This window comes from Gordonia otitidis, from assembly GCF_020735545.1.
GTDB classification, from domain to species: Bacteria; Actinomycetota; Actinomycetes; order Mycobacteriales; family Mycobacteriaceae; genus Gordonia; species Gordonia otitidis.
Genome location: NZ_CP085974.1, coordinates 1,310,096 through 1,327,684, shown reverse-complemented (window position 1 = coordinate 1,327,684; position 17,589 = coordinate 1,310,096). Strand labels below are relative to the sequence as shown.

General features: G+C 64.8%; 16 protein-coding genes. 12 read left to right on the top strand and 4 right to left on the bottom strand.

Features of this window, described 5'->3' with window-relative positions:
- Positions 1-98 precede the first annotated feature (98 nt).
- Both LK459_RS06010 and LK459_RS06005 read left to right on the top strand, forming a co-directional pair.
- Positions 99-1,235, top strand: a complete 1,137-nt coding sequence (locus LK459_RS06010; RefSeq protein WP_007238081.1) for a DUF4331 family protein — start codon at positions 99-101, stop codon at positions 1,233-1,235.
- Positions 1,236-1,326: 91 nt separating this feature from the next.
- Positions 1,327-2,139 carry a tyrosine-protein phosphatase gene (locus LK459_RS06005; protein ID WP_227922282.1) on the top strand — a complete coding sequence of 271 codons (813 nt, stop codon included), beginning with the start codon at positions 1,327-1,329 and terminating at the stop codon, positions 2,137-2,139.
- A 37-nt stretch (positions 2,140-2,176) separates the two neighbouring features.
- Here LK459_RS06005 and LK459_RS06000 read toward each other — a convergent pair whose 3' ends face one another.
- Positions 2,177-2,668 carry a PaaI family thioesterase gene (locus tag LK459_RS06000; protein WP_007238079.1) on the bottom strand — a complete coding sequence of 164 codons (492 nt, stop codon included), beginning with the start codon at positions 2,666-2,668 and terminating at the stop codon, positions 2,177-2,179.
- A gap of 147 nt (positions 2,669-2,815) precedes the next feature.
- On the opposite strand from LK459_RS06000, the gene LK459_RS05995 reads away from it, so the two are divergent.
- The 8 genes from LK459_RS05995 to LK459_RS05960 all read left to right on the top strand — a co-directional run bounded on the left by LK459_RS05995 (position 2,816) and on the right by LK459_RS05960 (position 9,145).
- Entirely contained in the window at positions 2,816-3,421 is a 606-nt protein-coding gene (locus tag LK459_RS05995) for a TetR/AcrR family transcriptional regulator (RefSeq protein WP_227922274.1), read from the top strand.
- Positions 3,422-3,575: 154 nt separating this feature from the next.
- On the top strand, positions 3,576-4,253 hold the full coding sequence (locus LK459_RS05990) for a DUF4166 domain-containing protein (protein WP_039994333.1): 678 nt from the start codon (positions 3,576-3,578) through the stop codon (positions 4,251-4,253).
- A gap of 52 nt (positions 4,254-4,305) precedes the next feature.
- Positions 4,306-4,746 (top strand): SRPBCC family protein, encoded by a 441-nt coding sequence (locus LK459_RS05985; protein ID WP_007240131.1) that lies wholly within the window; start codon positions 4,306-4,308, stop codon positions 4,744-4,746.
- A 187-nt stretch (positions 4,747-4,933) separates the two neighbouring features.
- Positions 4,934-5,452, top strand: a complete 519-nt coding sequence (locus LK459_RS05980; protein ID WP_007240132.1) for a DUF6764 family protein — start codon at positions 4,934-4,936, stop codon at positions 5,450-5,452.
- Between the two features lie 171 nt (positions 5,453-5,623).
- A complete protein-coding gene (ppk2, locus tag LK459_RS05975) occupies positions 5,624-6,571 on the top strand; it encodes a polyphosphate kinase 2 (RefSeq protein WP_007240133.1) in 948 nt (315 codons plus the stop codon).
- A 52-nt stretch (positions 6,572-6,623) separates the two neighbouring features.
- Complete coding sequence (locus tag LK459_RS05970; RefSeq protein WP_007240134.1) at positions 6,624-7,436, top strand: hypothetical protein; 813 nt, start codon at positions 6,624-6,626, stop codon at positions 7,434-7,436.
- A gap of 55 nt (positions 7,437-7,491) precedes the next feature.
- Complete coding sequence (locus LK459_RS05965) at positions 7,492-8,388, top strand: alpha/beta fold hydrolase (protein WP_227922272.1); 897 nt, start codon at positions 7,492-7,494, stop codon at positions 8,386-8,388.
- A 73-nt stretch (positions 8,389-8,461) separates the two neighbouring features.
- Positions 8,462-9,145, top strand: coding sequence for a rhomboid-like protein (locus LK459_RS05960; protein WP_227922270.1), 684 nt, complete (start codon positions 8,462-8,464; stop codon positions 9,143-9,145).
- On the opposite strand, the gene LK459_RS05955 is transcribed toward LK459_RS05960, so the two are convergent.
- Positions 9,084-11,147 carry a prolyl oligopeptidase family serine peptidase gene (locus LK459_RS05955; RefSeq protein WP_007238707.1) on the bottom strand — a complete coding sequence of 688 codons (2,064 nt, stop codon included), beginning with the start codon at positions 11,145-11,147 and terminating at the stop codon, positions 9,084-9,086. The two genes, LK459_RS05960 and LK459_RS05955, sit on opposite strands and share 62 nt — an antisense overlap.
- 123 nt (positions 11,148-11,270) lie before the next feature.
- On the opposite strand from LK459_RS05955, the gene LK459_RS05950 reads away from it, so the two are divergent.
- Positions 11,271-13,820 (top strand): excinuclease ABC subunit UvrA, encoded by a 2,550-nt coding sequence (locus tag LK459_RS05950; protein WP_007238706.1) that lies wholly within the window; start codon positions 11,271-11,273, stop codon positions 13,818-13,820.
- Position 13,821: 1 nt separating this feature from the next.
- Here LK459_RS05950 and LK459_RS05945 read toward each other — a convergent pair whose 3' ends face one another.
- The gene (locus LK459_RS05945) at positions 13,822-15,030 is read right to left on the bottom strand and encodes an oxidoreductase (RefSeq protein WP_007238705.1); all 1,209 of its coding nucleotides are present in this window, start codon (positions 15,028-15,030) and stop codon (positions 13,822-13,824) included.
- Between the two features lie 232 nt (positions 15,031-15,262).
- Here LK459_RS05945 and lpdA point away from each other — a divergent pair, with 232 nt between their 5' ends.
- Entirely contained in the window at positions 15,263-16,648 is a 1,386-nt protein-coding gene (gene lpdA, locus LK459_RS05940; RefSeq protein WP_227922269.1) for a dihydrolipoyl dehydrogenase, read from the top strand.
- Between the two features lie 62 nt (positions 16,649-16,710).
- Here lpdA and LK459_RS05935 read toward each other — a convergent pair whose 3' ends face one another.
- Positions 16,711-17,565, bottom strand: a complete 855-nt coding sequence (locus LK459_RS05935) for a universal stress protein (protein WP_007239136.1) — start codon at positions 17,563-17,565, stop codon at positions 16,711-16,713.
- Positions 17,566-17,589: the final 24 nt, after the last annotated feature.

Genomic DNA, 17,589 nt, shown 5'->3' with positions numbered 1-17,589 from the left:
CGATCCCTCGGACCGATTCCGTTCGGACGACTCGGGCCGACAACCCTGGGTACCGTTGCCCCGGAAGGCCGATCAACGGCCCGGTGAGGGGAACCCGTATGTCACACCACAATTCGGGGCCACGCGCCCATCAACTACCCGAAGCCGACATCACCGACATGTATGCGTTCACGGTCCCGCAGTCGCTGGGCCGACTCGGTCTCGTTCTCAATCTCGTGCCGTGGACACCGCCCGACGGCCGATTCTCGGACGCGCTGATCTACCGCTTCCGCATCCGACCGATCACGGTCGCCACCGGCGAACCGGCACTGTTCGCGGTGGCGGACGTCGACGCCGAGATCACGATCGACTGCACCTTCACCGAAGTCGACGAGGCGGGTGGCGCACAGACCGGAAGCTGTACGGCATCGGTCGGCGGCCGATCGGTCCGGACCGTCACATTCGACGTCGACGACGAGGCCGGTGGTGCGGTCGACGGGTTGCGCGCTTTTGGCGGCCCCCGGTGGGATCCCTTCTTCAGCGACGCCGCGGCACTGGTCAAGACGACTTCGACGGGAACGCTCGCGTTCACCGATCCCGGAACGATCCTCGGCGACGGCAAGAACGTGATGAGTATCGTCGTCGAGGTCGACCTGGAGTCACTGCTGGGTGGACAGGGGTCGGTGGCCGTGGTGGGGGAGAGCGTCATCGACGGCAAGATCCCAGTCCGTTGGGAACACTTCGGGCGGCCCGAGTTCGAGAATGCGATCCTCGGGATGAAGAATTACGACGCGGTCAACCGAGACCTGGAGATCCGCGACCTGTTCAACGCCGAGGATGCATTCGACCTCGGTCCCGACTACCTCGGTGCCTACCATGCGCGCCTCAACGCCAACCTCTCCTACTGGGATGGCCTCGACGGCAGCGTCGACTGGCCGCTCGACGCACAGGGGAATCACCCGCTGGCGGCGATGATGCTCGCCGACCACATGATCGTAGATCCGTGGAAACCGTTCGGTGACAACACATTTCTCGAGATCGAGCGCGCCGCCCGCGAGGGTCGGCCGCATGAGACCATGGGTGGCCGCTCGCTGAATGACGACTGCATGGACACCCTGTACACCTACCTGGTGAATGCGGCGAAGGGGCCTCGGATCAGCGATCACGTCGATGTCCCGACGAAACTCGCGAGCCGGACCTTTCCCTATCTCGCTCCCGCGAACACGAATCCTCCCGAGGCGCCCGGTCACCACTGAGTGGCCACCAGGTGGGCGGCCTGTCGGGGAGGAGGAGCGTCTGGGTGACGTTGCGCGGCGAGGGCGGCAAGAGTTCTGGAACACTGGCCCCATGCCCACTGAGCCCGGTGCACCGAGTCCTGTAGTCAGCCTCCCCAACCTGCGCGATCTCGGCGGTTACCGCGGATATGACGGCAAACTGGTCGTGTCCGGCCGCCTCTTCCGGTCGACGGATTTCCGTTCGATGGCGACGGCGGATCTGCCGTCGTTCGAAAAACTCGGCGTGCGCACGATCTACGATCTCCGCTCGGAGGCGGAACGGACGGCGCTTCCCGACCCGGCGCTGCCGGAGGTTGCCGACGTCCATCTCGACGTGCTCGCCGACGCGGAGACCGCGATCCCGGCCAATCTCGCGCAATTCTTCTCCGACCCGGAGACCGTGCGGATGGCCTCGCAGGAACTCTCGGGCGGCAAGGCCAGGGACGCTATCGCGTCCACCTATCGCGGGATGGTGTCGCTACCGAGCGCCAAGGAGGCGTATGGCGCCTATTACCGGGGACTCCTGGGAGAGCACCAGGGGCCCGCGCTCTTCCACTGCACCACTGGTAAGGATCGCACCGGCTGGGCGGCGGCGTCGTTGCTGACGTTGCTCGGCGTCGATGAAGATGACGTCTATCACGACTATCTGCTGACCAACGAACGACTCGTGCCGGCGCTCAAGCCGATCTTCGACGAGTTCGCCGCCGCGGGGGGCGATCCCGACGTGTTGCTGCCGGTCCTCGGTGTCGACGCCGGCTATCTCGACACTGCGTTCGACGAAGTCCGGGAGAAATACTCGGACATCGAGGGGTACTTCGTCACTGGGCTCGGATTGGACGCCGCCGCTCTCGACGCACTCCGTGAGACCTATCTCGTCGCCAACTGACGGTGGCGACGCCCGGAGCGTCGAAACGGTGTGTCGTTCAGCGAAAAACGATGCAGGTGGTGCTGCCGTGCGCGACCAGCCTGCCGTCGGCAGAGAACACCTTGCCCTCGGCAGTGGCGGTCCTGCCGCCGAGGTGGATGATCTCTCCGACACCTGTCAGTTCGGCGTCGTTCGTCTGTACGGCACGGATGTAGTTGACCTTCAACTCCAGCGTCGTGTAGCCGACTCCTGCGGGCAGGGTGGTGTGGACGGCGCACCCCATCACGGAGTCGAGAAGCGTCGCGCAGATGCCGCCGTGGACGGTTCCGAGCGGGTTGGCGAAATCGGGTTGCGGAGCCACCGAGAAGCTGACCGAACCCTCGTCGACCCGGACCGGGCGCATTCCGAGGAGCCGTCCGATGCTCGGGCGTCCGTCGTCGGGATTGTCGGCCCAGGCGCGCAGAAGTTCCAATCCCGACATCGTCGTGGGATCACGCGGCGACTCAGAGGTGTCGGCTGTTGCGGCGGAATGTGCGGTGGATGACTCCATGACTATGTATCCTTGCATAGAACACGAAGATTATGAAGACCAACATAGTCATGGCTCGGCGAGGCCGCTCCGACGGAGGGGATGGTGTCGAGTGCTGGGTGTGTGTCGATGGTGGATGTGACGTCAAGACAGAAGGTGTGATCAACGATGTCGTTCGAACGCGACTCGACGACAGCGCGCGAGGTCGAGCTCGGTACACGGGATCGGATGATCGTGCACGCCGCCGATCTCATCGGTCGCGACGGCGTGCCCGGAACGTCGATCGGTGACGTGTTGACTGCCAGCAGCGCGCCGAGGGGATCGATCTACCACCATTTCCCCGGTGGCAAGTCTGAACTGATGACCGAGGCGGTGCGCTACGCGGGCGACTTCATCTCCTCCCGTATCGCCGCCAGTCGGGAGGGATCTGCAGCCGACTCGGTGGCGTCCATCGGAGACGTCTGGCGCAAAATGCTGGTCAACAGCGATTTCCAGCGCGGCTGCCCTGTGCTGGCAGGTGGTCTTGCCCGACGCGTGGAGCCTGCCGTGGCCGACGAAGCCGACGAGATCTTCGGACGTTGGCGCCGACAGATCGCCTCACGCCTGGTCTACGAGGGGGTCGACGACGCGCGCGCCGACTCCTTGGCCAATCTGATCATTTCCGCTGTCGAGGGGGCGGTGAGCGTGTCGATCACCCAGCGCAGCGTCGAACCTCTCGATCTCGTGATCACCGAACTTGCTCGGTTGTGCGAATCCGCTGTCGTCGCCGGCTGACGCCCGCATCACCGACCCGCGACGCAGCGACCGCGACGCCGTGATGACCACGTGAGGTAAGAGGTCTCTACACGGTGGTCTGGGCCACATAGTAGGTTCTCCCACAAGCACGGGGGCAGGGGTTGCCGTCGGCATGGCCAGGGGAGGTGGAATCGTGACGCCGGTGTATCGGGAGGCGCTGGGTTCCGACTTCGACAATTTGCACCCCAACATCGCCTGGCGTTACTCGATCGACTCGACGTCAGGCGTGGCCCAACTCGGCAGCGGGATCTACGAGTCGGTCTACGTATCGTCGGCTCTGCCGCCTCCGCTCGTCTGGTTCTACGCCAAACGCAATGCGTTCCCCGCGAGGTCGAGTCGCATGGTGCCGTTCAGCCAGAATCAGTACAGCTATGTCGACGAGCTCGGTCGGGAATCGTTGGCGGTGCTCCGGACCTTCTCGTACACCAACGGCGACCGCGCGCTCAATTCACTCCTCGTCGACGGTCGCTCCGGGCTCGTCGACTACTTCGGTGACGGTCCCGACCTTCTGTGGCCCATCGAACCGTCGGTGACGCGCGCCGGCGAACTCCTGCTCGAGAGTGGGCCGATGCGATGGCTCGGTCGCGGCCCCAAGGTGGGCATGAAGGGCCTGTTCGCCTCGCAGATGAAATACATCGAGGGCTGGGACGACGAACACGAGCGTTTCCGCTGCGACGCCACGGTGCGCAATCCCGTGCTCGGCGAGATCATCCATTTCCGCGGCTGGTTCACCGCGGTCGACGTCGCCTGCGGTCTACGGGACATTCCCGATGAGGCCTGGCCACTGCACCTCGTCGAGCGCGAGGACTGACGTATGAGGATTGACGTCGTCTCGGCCTCGGGCACAGGGTAGGTTGCTCACCATGGCCGTCTCAGCAAAGACCGAATTCGACATCGCCGCACCGCTATCGGTCGTGATGGAAGTCCTGATGGACATCGAGTCACTTCCGGAATGGTCCGGTCCCCACAAAGCAGCGGAAATCGTGAGTACCCACGATGACGGCACGCCCGACGAGGTGTCGATGACCGTCAACGCGGCGGGCATCAACGACGACCAGAGCGTCAACTACTCGTGGACCGACACCACATGCGAATGGACTTTGATCAAGTCGACGACGCTGTCGGAGCAACAGGGAAAGTACACGTTGACCGACAACGGTGACAGCACCCATGTCGAGTTCGAGTTGCAGGTCGACCTCAAGATCAAGCTGCCCGGACTCATCGTGAAGCGGGGTCAGAAAGTCGCCGTCGACACCGCCCGCAAGGGTCTGACCGCAGAGGCGGAGCGTCGCGCGAAAGCCTGAACCGCACGGCTTTTCGCCGCTTCGACGACGACGTCGGAATCCCGTATCGCGGGTTCCGGCGTCGTTTTCTATCCGTTACCTGAGAACGTGCGCTCCGCGGTATTCGTCGCGGCGAACGCGGGGTACCCTGACAGGGCTGTCCGCGTCCGCGGGAACGCCCCATCACTTCGCCTGGAGGCCAAATAAATTGCGTATCAACACTTTTGCCGTCCGTGTCTTCGCTGTCGTGTGCGGAGGCGCCGGATTACTCGCCGGGTTCACGCTCGGCGGTGGTGATGCGCACGCGGCCACCGACTGCAATGCGGCGAACGGACAGTCGGTGCAGCACATCTCCGGGACGAGCGGCTGCGGCGCACGAGCCGGCGCCGGCAGTTCGGCCAGCGCCACCGACGCGTCGTCGAGCGGCACCGCAGTGGCCGTCGCTGACGGTGGCGGCCACGCCCGCGCACACAACCTGCAGCCCGGTTCCACCGCCCTGGCGGGAGCGAACTCGGGTGGCAACGCGTACTCGGTGACGACCGGACCGGGCGCGATGTCCATCGCACAGGCGCATCGTGGGAGCAACTCCGTCGCCGTCGGCGGCTGGGGTGGCCAGGCCGTCGCCACACCGCAGGGCGTCGCGTGCACGGGCGGGTTCGCGGCAGCAGCAGACTCGGGCAGTGGCAAGGCCTGCCTGCGCTCCGGGTCGGTCAGCCTGCGCAACTGACGTGTGATCGCTGCGAGGACTGCCGACGTTCGGAACACTGAACGTCGGCAGTCGTCGTTCGGGTGCCTCGTTCGCTGCGCACATCGTCATGTGGCCTCGGCAACGGTGTCGACCATGCCCAGTTCACCTCATTGCTACGCAGTGTTTGCCCGATACGCATATCGTTGGGTAGTGACCGAGTTACACGATCTCGAAGCCGTCGGCCCCGATTTCAGCAAGTTGAACGGCCGGGAGGCCCTCCAACAGCTCGTCGATCTGAAAGACACCACGCAGTTCACGGTGAACGACGATGACGACGACGACCCGATCCTCCTGACGCTCCCCGAGCGCAACGTCGTCGACACCTGGCGCGAGGACTACCCGTACGACGAGCGCATGAGTCGCCGTGAGTACGAGATCACCAAGCGTCGCCTGCAGATCGAACTGTTGAAGATGCAGAAGTGGTCCAAGCAGACCGGACAACGCCACCTGTGGTTGTTCGAGGGTCGCGACGCCGCAGGTAAAGGCGGCACGATCAAACGCTTCAACGAGCACCTCAATCCGCGCGGCGCCCACACCGTTGCGTTGGAGAAGCCGAGCGAGCGCGAATCGACCCAGTGGTACTTCCAGCGGTACGTGCAGCATCTCCCCGCAGGTGGCGAGATCATCTTCTTCGACCGCTCCTGGTACAACCGTGCGGGGGTCGAGCGGGTCATGGGGTTCTGTACCGACGAACAGTACGAAGAGTTCATGCGGCAGGCCCCGGGTTTCGAGAAGATGCTCGTCGACGACGGCATCAGCCTGGTGAAATTCTGGTTCTCGGTGACCCCCCTCGAGCAGCGAACCCGATTCGCGATCCGGCAGATCGACCCGGTGCGACAGTGGAAACTCTCGCCGATGGACCTCGCTTCGCTCGACAAGTGGGACGCCTACACGGCGGCCAAGGAGAACATGTTCGAGCGCACCGACACCGACCATGCCCCGTGGACGGTAGTGAAGAGCAACGACAAGAAGCGTGCCCGGATCAACGCGATGCGTTACGTACTGTCGCTGTTCGACTACGAGGGCAAGGACGAGGAATTCGTGGGTCAGCCCGACCCCCTCATCGTCGGGCGTGCCCGCGATCTGGTCGGGGAGTGACGTGCGCTGAGCACTCATCGAGAGGTCAGCATCGACCGGTAGCGTCGTAGCCGTGCGAACCTTCCTCAGTGGTCTGGCGACGATCGTCGCGTTCGTGGCCATCGTGCTTGCAGTGCCGACAGTCTGGATCAGCGAACGAATCGTCGACGACGACGGGTTCAGCTCACTGATCGAGCCGGTGGGGCACGACCAGGCCGTCAAGGACTACCTCGCAGGACAGATCACCGATGAGATCGCGTCACGCACGCCGATCTCGGGAGCTCAGTCTGTTGTCCGCCCGCTGGCCAACGCGTATACCAACAGCTCGCAGTTCCCGGCGGACTTCGCCGATGTGGCCAGACAGCAGCACCAGTGGTTGTTCGACGAAGCCTCCGACCCGAACGCCGAGATGCAGCTCGACATCACGTCTATGGTCAACCGAGTGTTGGCGAGCGCGAATGTCGGCGTCAGCGTCTCGGGTCCGATCACGATTCCGGTCTCCAACGGCGAGACGGGTCTGCACGCCGGCGCCTATCACCGTGCCGGTGAGCAGATCACGACGGTCGGCAAGGTGTCGGCGATCGTGGGGATCGTTGCCGCGATCATCGCTCTGTTGGTAGCACGACGGCGCGGGACGGTGATCGCATGGCTCGGTATTGCGACGGTCGTCGCGGGTCTCGTGTGCTGGGCTGCCGCAGCGCTCTACGGGTCGTATCTGAAAAACGACCTCTCGTCGTCGGGTAACACCGCGAAACCGGTTGCCGACGTCGTCATCGACACCATCTCGCACGAACTGCAGTGGACCGGCGTCATCTCGATGCTCGTGGGGGCCGGAATCCTGGTGTTCGGAATCATCATCCGGCTCGCCTTCGGTGGACGGCGATGACGGCGCGCTTTCGGCGGACGGTGATGACGGCGCGCCTTCGGCGGACGAGGGCGGCGTGGTGACTGCGAACACCATTGACTTCTCCGTTCCGCAGCGTGCGCCAGATGTCGTCGACGACATGGTGTTGGCAGACGGCACCCGTACACCGGTGCGGATCTTCCGCGCCGAGGCCGACACCGCCGGGCCGCTGGTTGTCCTGTTTCCCGGACTGGGAACCCCCGCGAGCTACTTCGACCTGTTCGCCACTCGCTGTGCTGCTGCCGGGGTGTCGGTGGCGTGCGCCGACCTGCGCGGGCAGGGCGCGAGCAGACCCCGCCCGTCGCGCTCAAGCACGTTTGGTCAGCAGCAGATGGTCGTCGACGACGTGCCCTCGGCGATCGCTGTCGCGCGGCACCACGTCCCCGAAGGGGCTCTGTTCCTTGCCGGACATTCGATGGGCGGCCACATCGTGTCGCTCTACGCCGCGCGACAGGCCCGCCTCGGCGCCGACGACGCGCACCGCCTCCGCGGACTCATCCTGATCGCGTCCGGCGTCCCGTTCCACAAGCTGTACCACGGCGGTTCGGGCCTGCGGGCCTCCCTGGGGCCGCTCGCGATGCACCGGATCTCGCGTGCCGTCGGATTTTGGCCGGGAACCGTCGTCGAAGGCTACGGCAGACAGTCACAGGTGCTCATCCGAGATTGGACGTACCTGAATCGCCACGGCCGGTTCAGCCCTCGTGGTGCGGACATCGACTACGAGGCGGCATTCGCCGAGATCGACCTTCCGGTGCTCGCGGTGACAATCGGAGCCGACTCCGACGCACCGCCTCCGGTGATGGGCGCATTGACGGCGAAGTTCACTCACAGCGCCGTCGACCATCGACACATCGCCGCACCGCTCGGTCACAACCGTTGGGCGCGTGATCGGGCCGTGCCGCAACTGGTGACCGAGTGGCTGCATGGACTGTGACATTGCTGGGAGGACCAGCACGCTCGCGTGATGGATGCGCGTGTCGGTCGGCGGTGCGTCACACTTGACCACGATGACGCAGGTACCGGGTGAGACGAAAGATCGACCGCGCCGACGCGTGGCCGCCCGAGTACTCGGCTGCCTGCGTAGTGCGCCACTGACGTTCGCGTGGATGACCGTTCTCCTGGGGACGACAATCGCCCAGCGGCACATGAGTCCCGGCGATCTCGATCGGGTGCTCGGAGCGCGTTCCACCAATCTCGAACACCTCATGCACGATCCGTTTCACGTCCTGTGGACGAGCCTGTTCTGGATCGACGGTGCCTTCTGGTTTCCGTGGGCTGTGGCCTTCTGCATCTTCCACGTTCCTGCCGAACGGTGGCTGGGGTCGCTGCGATGGCTGGTCGTTGGCTTGTCTGCTCACGTGGTCGCGACCTACGTGAGCCAGGGCGTGTTAGCGCTCGCGATCCACGAGGGGGTGCGCAGCCTCGACATGATCCACGTACAGGACGTCGGGGTGAGCTACTTCTTCGCCGGGATCGCCGCGGTGCTCACGTACCGGATCGCCCGCCCCTGGCGCTGGTTCTACCTCGCGGGCGTGACCGTCTACTACGTCGTGCCCGTCATCACCGAGCTCACGTTCACCAACATCGGGCATCTCAGCGCGGCTTTGGTCGGACTCGCCTGGTATCCGATCACTCGGCGACGTCGTCAGCCAATGTCTCCCACAAGAACTCGTAGGCAAGCGCAGACTTGAACGCCGCCTGCTTGTTGTCGGCCGCGCCGCCGTGCCCACCCTCGATGTTCTCGTAGTAGTCGACGGTGTGGCCGTTTTCCTCCAGTCGCGCAACGAGTTTGCGCGCATGGCCGGGATGCACACGATCATCACGGGTCGACGTCGTCACCAGGATCGGTGGGTACTTCACGTCGCGCCGGATGTTCTGGTAAGGCGAGAACGGCTCCATGAACGCCCACTCCGCCGGATCCTCGGGGTTGCCGTACTCGGCGACCCACGACGCTCCCGCGAGCAGGAGGTGGTAGCGGTACATGTCGATGAGTGGCACCTGACAGACCAGCGCCCCGAACAACTCCGGATACCGGGTGAGCATGACACCCATCAGCAGACCGCCGTTCGAACCGCCTTGTGCACCCAACTGCGCTGGCGTGGTGAAGCGTCTGGTGACCAGATCCCTTGCGACGCTTGAGAAATCCTCGTAGACCAGGTGGCGTCCCGACTTCTGTGCCACCGTGTGCCATGCCGGGCCGTACTCGCCGCCGCCGCGGATGTTGGCGATGACGTAGATGCCGCCGCGTTCGATCCATGCGCGTCCCGCGACGGTGAGATAGCCCGGTGTGAGCGCATTCTCGAATCCGCCGTATCCATAGAGCAGGGCCGGTCCGTGCGTGACGTCCGTACGCCGGACAACGAAGTAGGGGATGAGGGTGCCGTCGTCGGACGTTGCGAAATACTGCTCGGTGGTCACCGACGACGCGTCGAAGAACTCGGGACTGCGTTTGATCACGGTGGCGTCACCGGCACCGATGGTGCCATGCAACAGACTCGGCGGTTCGGTGAACGAGGTGGCCGACCAGAACACCTCGTCGCTGTGATCAGGATCGGTGTCGAGGACGGAAATCGTTGCCATGTCGGGTAATCCGTTCACCTCGACGGGAGTCCAGTCTCCAGCGGTCAGCACGGCGATCGAGGTGTGTACGTCGTGCAGCGTCGTGATGATCAGGTAGTGCTCGGTGAATGCGAAATCGACGAGGCTCGTGTGGGCGTCGGGTTCGAACAACACGACGGCGTCGCGGTTGCCGTCGAGGTAGCTCGGATAGTCGAACACGAGCAGCGTGCCCGGATCGTACGTCGGGCCCTCGGGCCCCGTCGGCGACCACTGTGAACGCGTCATGACCAGCAACCAGTCGTGTCGCACGCCCGCATAGGCATCGGTCGGGACATCCACGAGCACGAGGTCGCCTGCACGGTTCTCGTACAGCAGGGAATTGAAGAAATCCGTTGAACGGGAGATGAAGTGACGTTCGAAGCCGGGAGTATCGTCGTAGACGGCCCGGATCGAGATGTCCGACGGTTCGCCGACGAAAACGGTGACGGCCTCGTCCAGCGGCGTGCCGCGCCTCCAACGCTTGGCGATGCGTGGATACCCGGAGTCGGTCAGCGAACTATGGCCGTCGGGGGCTATGCCGAAGTCGGTGCCGACGTAGACGTTGTCCTCGTCGATCCAACTCACCGAGGACTTGTTCTCGGGCAGCGTGAAGCCGTCGGTGACCCAGGAACGTGTGGTGAGGTCGAATTCGCGGACCACCGCGGCATCGGCGCCGCCTCGGGACAGCGAGATCAGTACGCGGCGATAGTCGGGCCGCAACGCCGTGGCGCCCTTCCAGACCCAGTTCTCGTCCTCGTCCTTCGCCAACTGGTCGACGTCGATCAACACGTCCCACTCCGGGGCGTCGGTGACATAGGACTCGAGCGTCGTGCGCCGCCACAGGCCACGCGGGTTGGCGGCGTCGCGCCAGAAGTTGTACAGGAACTCGCCGCGGCGTCGGACGTAGGGAATTCGATCGTCGGTGTCGAGGGCTTCGAGGGTTTGTTCCTCGATCTCGGCGAATCGCTTCGACGTCGTCAGCCGTTCGACGGTGGGTGCGTTGTGTTCGCGAACCCAGTCGAGGGAGCGGTCGGCGGTGACTTCTTCGAGCCAGAGATAGGGATCGTCGGTACCTGTGGTGGCATCGGATGTCATCGTGCGCAACCTCCCGTCGGCGATGAGTGGGTCTGCTGGTCACACGGACCCATTCGCCAACCTAGCGGAGTGCCGCCGGTCTCCGACGCAACGGACCGACGTCGCGTCGATACCCTCGAACAGGTGAGCCGTACCGCCGACCGTGCCGTGCCCGCCGACATCGTGCCCCGCAACGCCGAGCCGGATCAGATCTCGGTGCGCGGCGCACGGGTCAACAACCTGCGCGACCTCGACGTCGACATCCCGCTGCGTGCGCTCGTGGGCATCGCCGGTGTGTCGGGGTCGGGCAAGTCGTCGCTGGCTCTCGGCGTGCTCTACGCGGAGGGCTCGCGCCGCTACATCGAAGCGTTGTCGACTTACACGCGCAGGCGCATGGCGCAGGCCGCTCGCGCGAACGTCGACTCCGTGGAGCACGTCCCGGCCGCGCTCGCCCTGCGTCAGCGACCAGCGCCGCCCGGCGTGCGCTCGACGTTCGGCACATCGACCGAGCTGCTCAACGTGTTGCGGCTGATGTTCTCGCGGCTTGCGTCGCATCGCTGCCCCAACGGCCACTACGTCCCACCGACGATCGACGTCGCCGCCGAACGCCCCTTCTCGTGCCCGGTGTGCGGCGCACAGGTCCACGCGCCCGGTGCCGAGGACCTCGCCTTCAACTCACGCGGCGCATGCCCGACCTGCAGTGGCACAGGGGTGGTTCGCACCGTCGACGACGCCGCGCTCGTTCCCGATACCGAGAAGACTCTCGACGAGGGAGCGGTGGCGCCGTGGAACATGTTCGGCTTCAACGTGCAGCCGGCCATCGCGCGCGAGTTCGGTGTCCGCACCGACGTCCCGTGGCGCGACCTCACCGACGACGAGCGACAGGTCGTGCTCGACGGTCCCGCGGAGAAGAAACACATCACGGTCACGTCGAAAAAGGGGCTGCACGATCTCGACTTCACCTTCCGCAATGCGAGACTCACCGTCACCGAAGAACTCAAACGCGCCGACAACGAGAAGCGACTCGCGCGGGTCAGCCGGTTTCTGACCGTCGGAACCTGCCCGACCTGCGAAGGTACTCGGCTCAGTGAGGCGGCCCGCGCACCGAGAATCGGTGAGAGCAACCTCGCCGACATCACCGCGCTCTCGCTCGACGACGTCCTCGCCTGGGCGCCGAGTGTGTCGACGACGCTCCCGCCCGAGATGCAGCAGATGGCCACGGGCCTCGTCGACACGCTGTTCGGGATGGCCAGGCGGTTGGTCGAGTTGGGATTGGGATACCTCACCCTCGACCGCGCCGGGGCGACCCTCTCGACGGGGGAGCGTCAGCGGGTGCAACTCGCGCGCGCCGTGCGCAACCGGACAACCGGCGTGCTCTACGTACTCGACGAACCGTCGATCGGGCTGCATCCGGCGAATATCGAAGGATTGGTCGGGGTGATGAACGACCTTCTCGCCGATGGGAACTCGGTGGTGTTCGTCGACCACGACGTACAGATCCTGCGCCGGGCGCAATGGCTCGTCGAGATCGGGCCCGGATCGGGAAGTGACGGTGGCAGGGTCATCGCGCAGGGCACTGTTCCGCACGTCGAGGACGATCCGGACTCGCGACTGGCCGGATTCCTCACTGGCGCAGCAGATGTGGTGGTGCACGAGCAGTGTGCGACCGACGAGGTGTTCGCACTCGGTACGTTCCATCTCGAGACCTCCGCGATCCACACCGTGGCACCGTTGACGGTCGACCTCCCGCGCGGACGCCTCGTCGCGGTCACCGGTGTGTCGGGGTCGGGAAAGACCACGTTGATCCTCGAATCCTTGGTCCCGGCGCTCGTCGCGTCGTCCACCGAGCCTCCGGGAAGGATGCCGGCGCACGTCCTCGCTCTCGACGTTCCCGACCATCCCGCGGGCAAGCGATTTCATGCACAGGTGGTCGACGCCACGCCCATCGGTGTCAACGTACGGTCCACTGTCGCCACCTATTCGGGAGTGATGGACGATCTGCGTCGCGCCTACGCCGATACCGACACCGCACGCGCAGCAGGACTCACGGCCTCGGATTTCTCCTACAACACCGGTTCGTTGTCGTGTCCGAGATGTGAAGGAACAGGCGAGGTCTCACTCGACGTCCAGTTCCTCCCCGACATCGATATCGTGTGCCCCGACTGCAAGGGCAGCAGATTCGCGCCACGGGCACGCGAGTACACCCGCGACGGGATCTCACTGCCGGAACTCCTCGGACACACGATCCGCGACGCCGTCGACGAGGTATCGGGTCTGCCACGAGTAACCAAGCGCCTCAAGGCTCTTGACGAGCTGGGATTGGGATATCTGACCCTCGGCGAGTCGACACCCGCGCTGTCCGGCGGCGAGGCCCAACGTTTGAAACTGGTCAACCAATTGCACCGCGACCAGTCCGACACGGTTTTCGTCCTCGACGAACCGAGCGTCGGACTGCATCCACTCGACGTACGCACACTTCTCGCTGTACTGACCAGACTGACCGAGCGGGGAGCAACGGTCATCGTCATCGAGCACGACCTCGATGTGATCGCCAACGCCGACTACGTGATCGACATGGGGCCGGGCGGGGGTGAGCAGGGTGGTCGGATCGTCGCCACCGGCACACCGGAGCAGGTGGCGCGGAACGATGAGTCGGTGACAGGGCGCTATCTCGCCGACCACCTTGGCCGGTGAGCTATGGCCGCGCTTCTGCCGACTCACGCAGCGGGCATCGCGTGCGCGAGTAGATCGTCGGCATGCACAGATTGCAGTGTGTGCACTGCGAGCTGACAGTCGGATCGTCGGCGATGCGCAGGGGCAGGTCGGGCTCGCGCAGCAGCGCGCGACCCATCGCGAGGAAATCGAAGCCCTCGCCCAGCGCCGCATCCATCGTCGTGCGGTCGGTGATGCCGCCGAGCAGGATGATCGGCAGATCGACGCTCTCGCGAAGTCGGCGGGCCAGCGGCATCAGATAACCGGGGTGGTAGTCGTAGTGCTTCAGGAAGAACGGGCCCGCGGCCTTGAGGCCCCAGCGCATCGCGCCGTGGAAAGCGTCGGCGAAGGCCTCCCGGGGGGCGTCGCCGTGGAAGAGGTACATCGGGTTCAGTAGTGAACTGCCCGCTGTCGGCTCGATGGCGTCGAGGTGGCCGTCGGCTTCCAGGAGCCGGGCGACCTCGCACGCCTCGTCGACGTCGAATCCGCGCATGCGCCCGATGCCGCCGACGCCGTCGTACATGTTCAACTTGACCCACACGGCAGCCGAGTCGCCGACCTCCTCACGCACCGACTCGACGATTTCGCGCGCTAGACGCGCCCGATTGACCAGCGAACCGCCGTAGCCGTCGCGGCGATGATTCAGCAGCGGCGAGAGAAAGCAGCTGATCAGATAGTTGTGGCCACAATGGATTTCCAGTCCGTCGAATCCCGAGTCCACGGCTATCCTGGCCGCCCGGCGAAACGTCGCGCGCAGTTCGGCGATGTCGTCCACCGAGATCCTTCGGGTGACCGACATTCCCATGGGGGCTGGGATACGCGACGGCCCGAGGGCTTTCGCGCCGTTCGACACCGAGTTCGCCACCGGTCCCGCGTGGCCGAGTTGTGCTGCGGCGAGCGCGCCTTCGGCGTGGATGGCGTCGGTGAGTCGACGAAGCCCCGCAGCGGCGTCGGGACGCATCCAGATCTGGTGTCGGTCGGTGCGACCCTCGGGACTGACCGCGCAGTACGCGACGGTGCTCATCGCGACGCCGCCCGCAGCGACCTCCCGATGGAACTCGACGAGTTCGTCGGTGACCAGCGCGTCGGGAGTCGCGCCTTCGAACGTCGCGCACTTGATGAGCCGGTTGCGCAGGGTGAGCGGTCCGAGTTGCGCCGGCGCGAAGGGGTCTGTGCTCGACGATGAGGTCACGTCTGATCCTTGGGGTGTGGGAATCCAACTGCTTCAGCTGTCATGGTTCAGGCCGGGGAGCCTGACCACCAGCGGGTGGTCCCGTTGATCGAGACGCAATCACACGGCGATTCAAACACCGTGTGTGACGGCTTCGCGCAGGATTCGCGGAGAACCATGGATGTAGGGCGATTACCGACCAGTACGGGGGACGTTCTGCGCGCACGATCACCAGCGTCGTAGGCTGGCAGTCGTGGCTGATCACTTTGAAACAGTTGTCCTGGGAGCAGGTCCAGGTGGGTACGTGGCCGCGATCCGGTCCGCCCAGTTGGGCATGAACACCGCCATCATCGAAGAGAAGTACTGGGGTGGCGTGTGTCTGAACGTTGGATGTATTCCGTCCAAGGCGCTGCTGCGCAACGCCGAACTCGCCCACATCTTCAACCATGAGTCGAAGACTTTCGGCATGTCAGGAGATGTGAGCTTCGACTACGGGTCGGCATTCGACCGCAGTCGTAGCGTCGCCGACGCGAGCGCCAAGGGTGTGCACTACCTGAACAAGAAGAACAAGATCACCGAGATCGAGGGCTTCGGCACTTTCGTCGACGCCAAGACCATCAAGGTCGGCGACCGCGAGATCACCTTCGACAACGTCATCATCGACACCGGGTCCGTGGTCAAGCTCTTGCCCGGCGTCGAACTCTCCGACAACGTGGTCACCTACGAGACCCAGATCCTCACCCGTGACCTGCCCGACTCGATCGTCATCGTCGGCGCGGGTGCGATCGGTATGGAGTTCGGCTACGTCCTCGCCAACTACGGCGTCGACGTGACGATCATCGAGTTCCTCGACCGCGTTCTGCCCAACGAAGACGTCGACGTCTCCAAGGAGATCGCCAAGCAGTACAAGAAGCTCGGCGTGAAGGTACTGACGTCAACAGGCGTGCAGACCGTCACCGACAACGGCAACGACGTGACGGTGACCTACAAGGACGCCAAGGGCAACGACGGCGAGGTCACCGTCGACCGCGTCCTCATGTCCGTCGGGTTCGCGCCGCGTGTCGAGGGCTTCGGCCTCGAGAACACCGGCGTCGAGCTCACCGATCGCGGTGCCATCGCGATCGACGACTTCATGCGGACCAACGTCGACGGTATCTATGCGATCGGCGACGTCACAGCGAAGCTCCAGCTCGCGCACGTCGCGGAGGCCCAGGGCGTCGTTGCGGCAGAAACCATCGCGGGTGCGGAGACCATGACGCTCGGCGACTACCGCTTCATGCCGCGTGCCACGTTCTGCCAGCCGCAGGTCGCCTCCTTCGGACTCACCGAAGCGCAGGCCAAGGACGCAGGGTTCAACGTCAAGGCAACCACCTTCCCGTTCAGCGCGAACGGCAAAGCACGCGGAATGGGAGAGACTGCGGGCTTCGTCAAGCTCCTCACCAATGCCGATACCGACGAACTGCTCGGCGCTCACCTCGTCGGCGACAACGTCTCCGAGATGCTGCCTGAACTCACCCTCGCGCAGAAGTGGGACCTCACCGCCAAGGAACTCGCCCGCAACGTGCACACCCACCCGACCATGAGCGAAGCCATGCAGGAAACGTTCCATGGCGCGATCGGGCACATGATCAACTTGTAGGACGCGCGTTTCGTCGGGGTGGCCATGGCGCGATCGGGCACATGATCAATCTGTAGAGCCCGTCAGGGCACGATGATCAGCGGGCAGCGCGCCGAGTACAACACGCCCTGGCTCGTCGAGCCGAGCAGCAGTCCCGTGAAGCCGCCGCGGCCACGGCTTCCGACGATCAGCAGATCCGAATCGTCGGAGGCCTTGGCCAACGCGGCAACCGGAGCATCGTCGATTACCTGGGTCGTGATCCGCAGGCGAGGCAGTCGTCGCTTGATCGCATTGACATGCACGGCCAGTGCGCTCTCGATCTCGCGTTCGGCGTCGGCGAATGCCCGGTCCGACTGCTGGAACCCCGTCGAGTTCCATGCGGAGATCACGGAGAGCTGTGCGGCCCGATCGGTGGCTTCGTGGGCCGCCCAATCGAGAGCCTCCAGCGATTCGGGAGAACCGTCGACACCCACGGTCACGCGTCCGGTGGGTCGTGGCGGTTCCCCGTTGTCCTTGATGATCGCGAGGGGACAGACCGAATGGGAGGCGAGCGCGGTCGCGACCGACCCCATGAGGGCGGCGGTGAGACGTCCGGTTCCCGACGAGCCGACCGCGACCATCGACGACGAGCGAGACCGGGACAGCAGGGCGCCGCGCGCGGAGTCGACGACGACGTGGGTACGGATCTCGATGTCGGGGCTCTCCGTCTCGGCTACCTGCACTGCCGTCGCCACAGCCGCTTTCGCATACAGTCGCGCGGCGTCGAAATACACTTCCGGCACGGCATAGTCGATGAGTGGGGGCGCCGCGGTCTCCAGCGCGAACACGATGTCGAGGGTGGTCTGATGAATCGTCGCGGCGTGTGCTGCCCAGCGGACCGCGCCCAGTGCATTCGATGAACCGTCGATGCCTACGGTTATTGCTTCTGAGTACCTCATGGATCGAGTGTGCGCCGCTGCCGG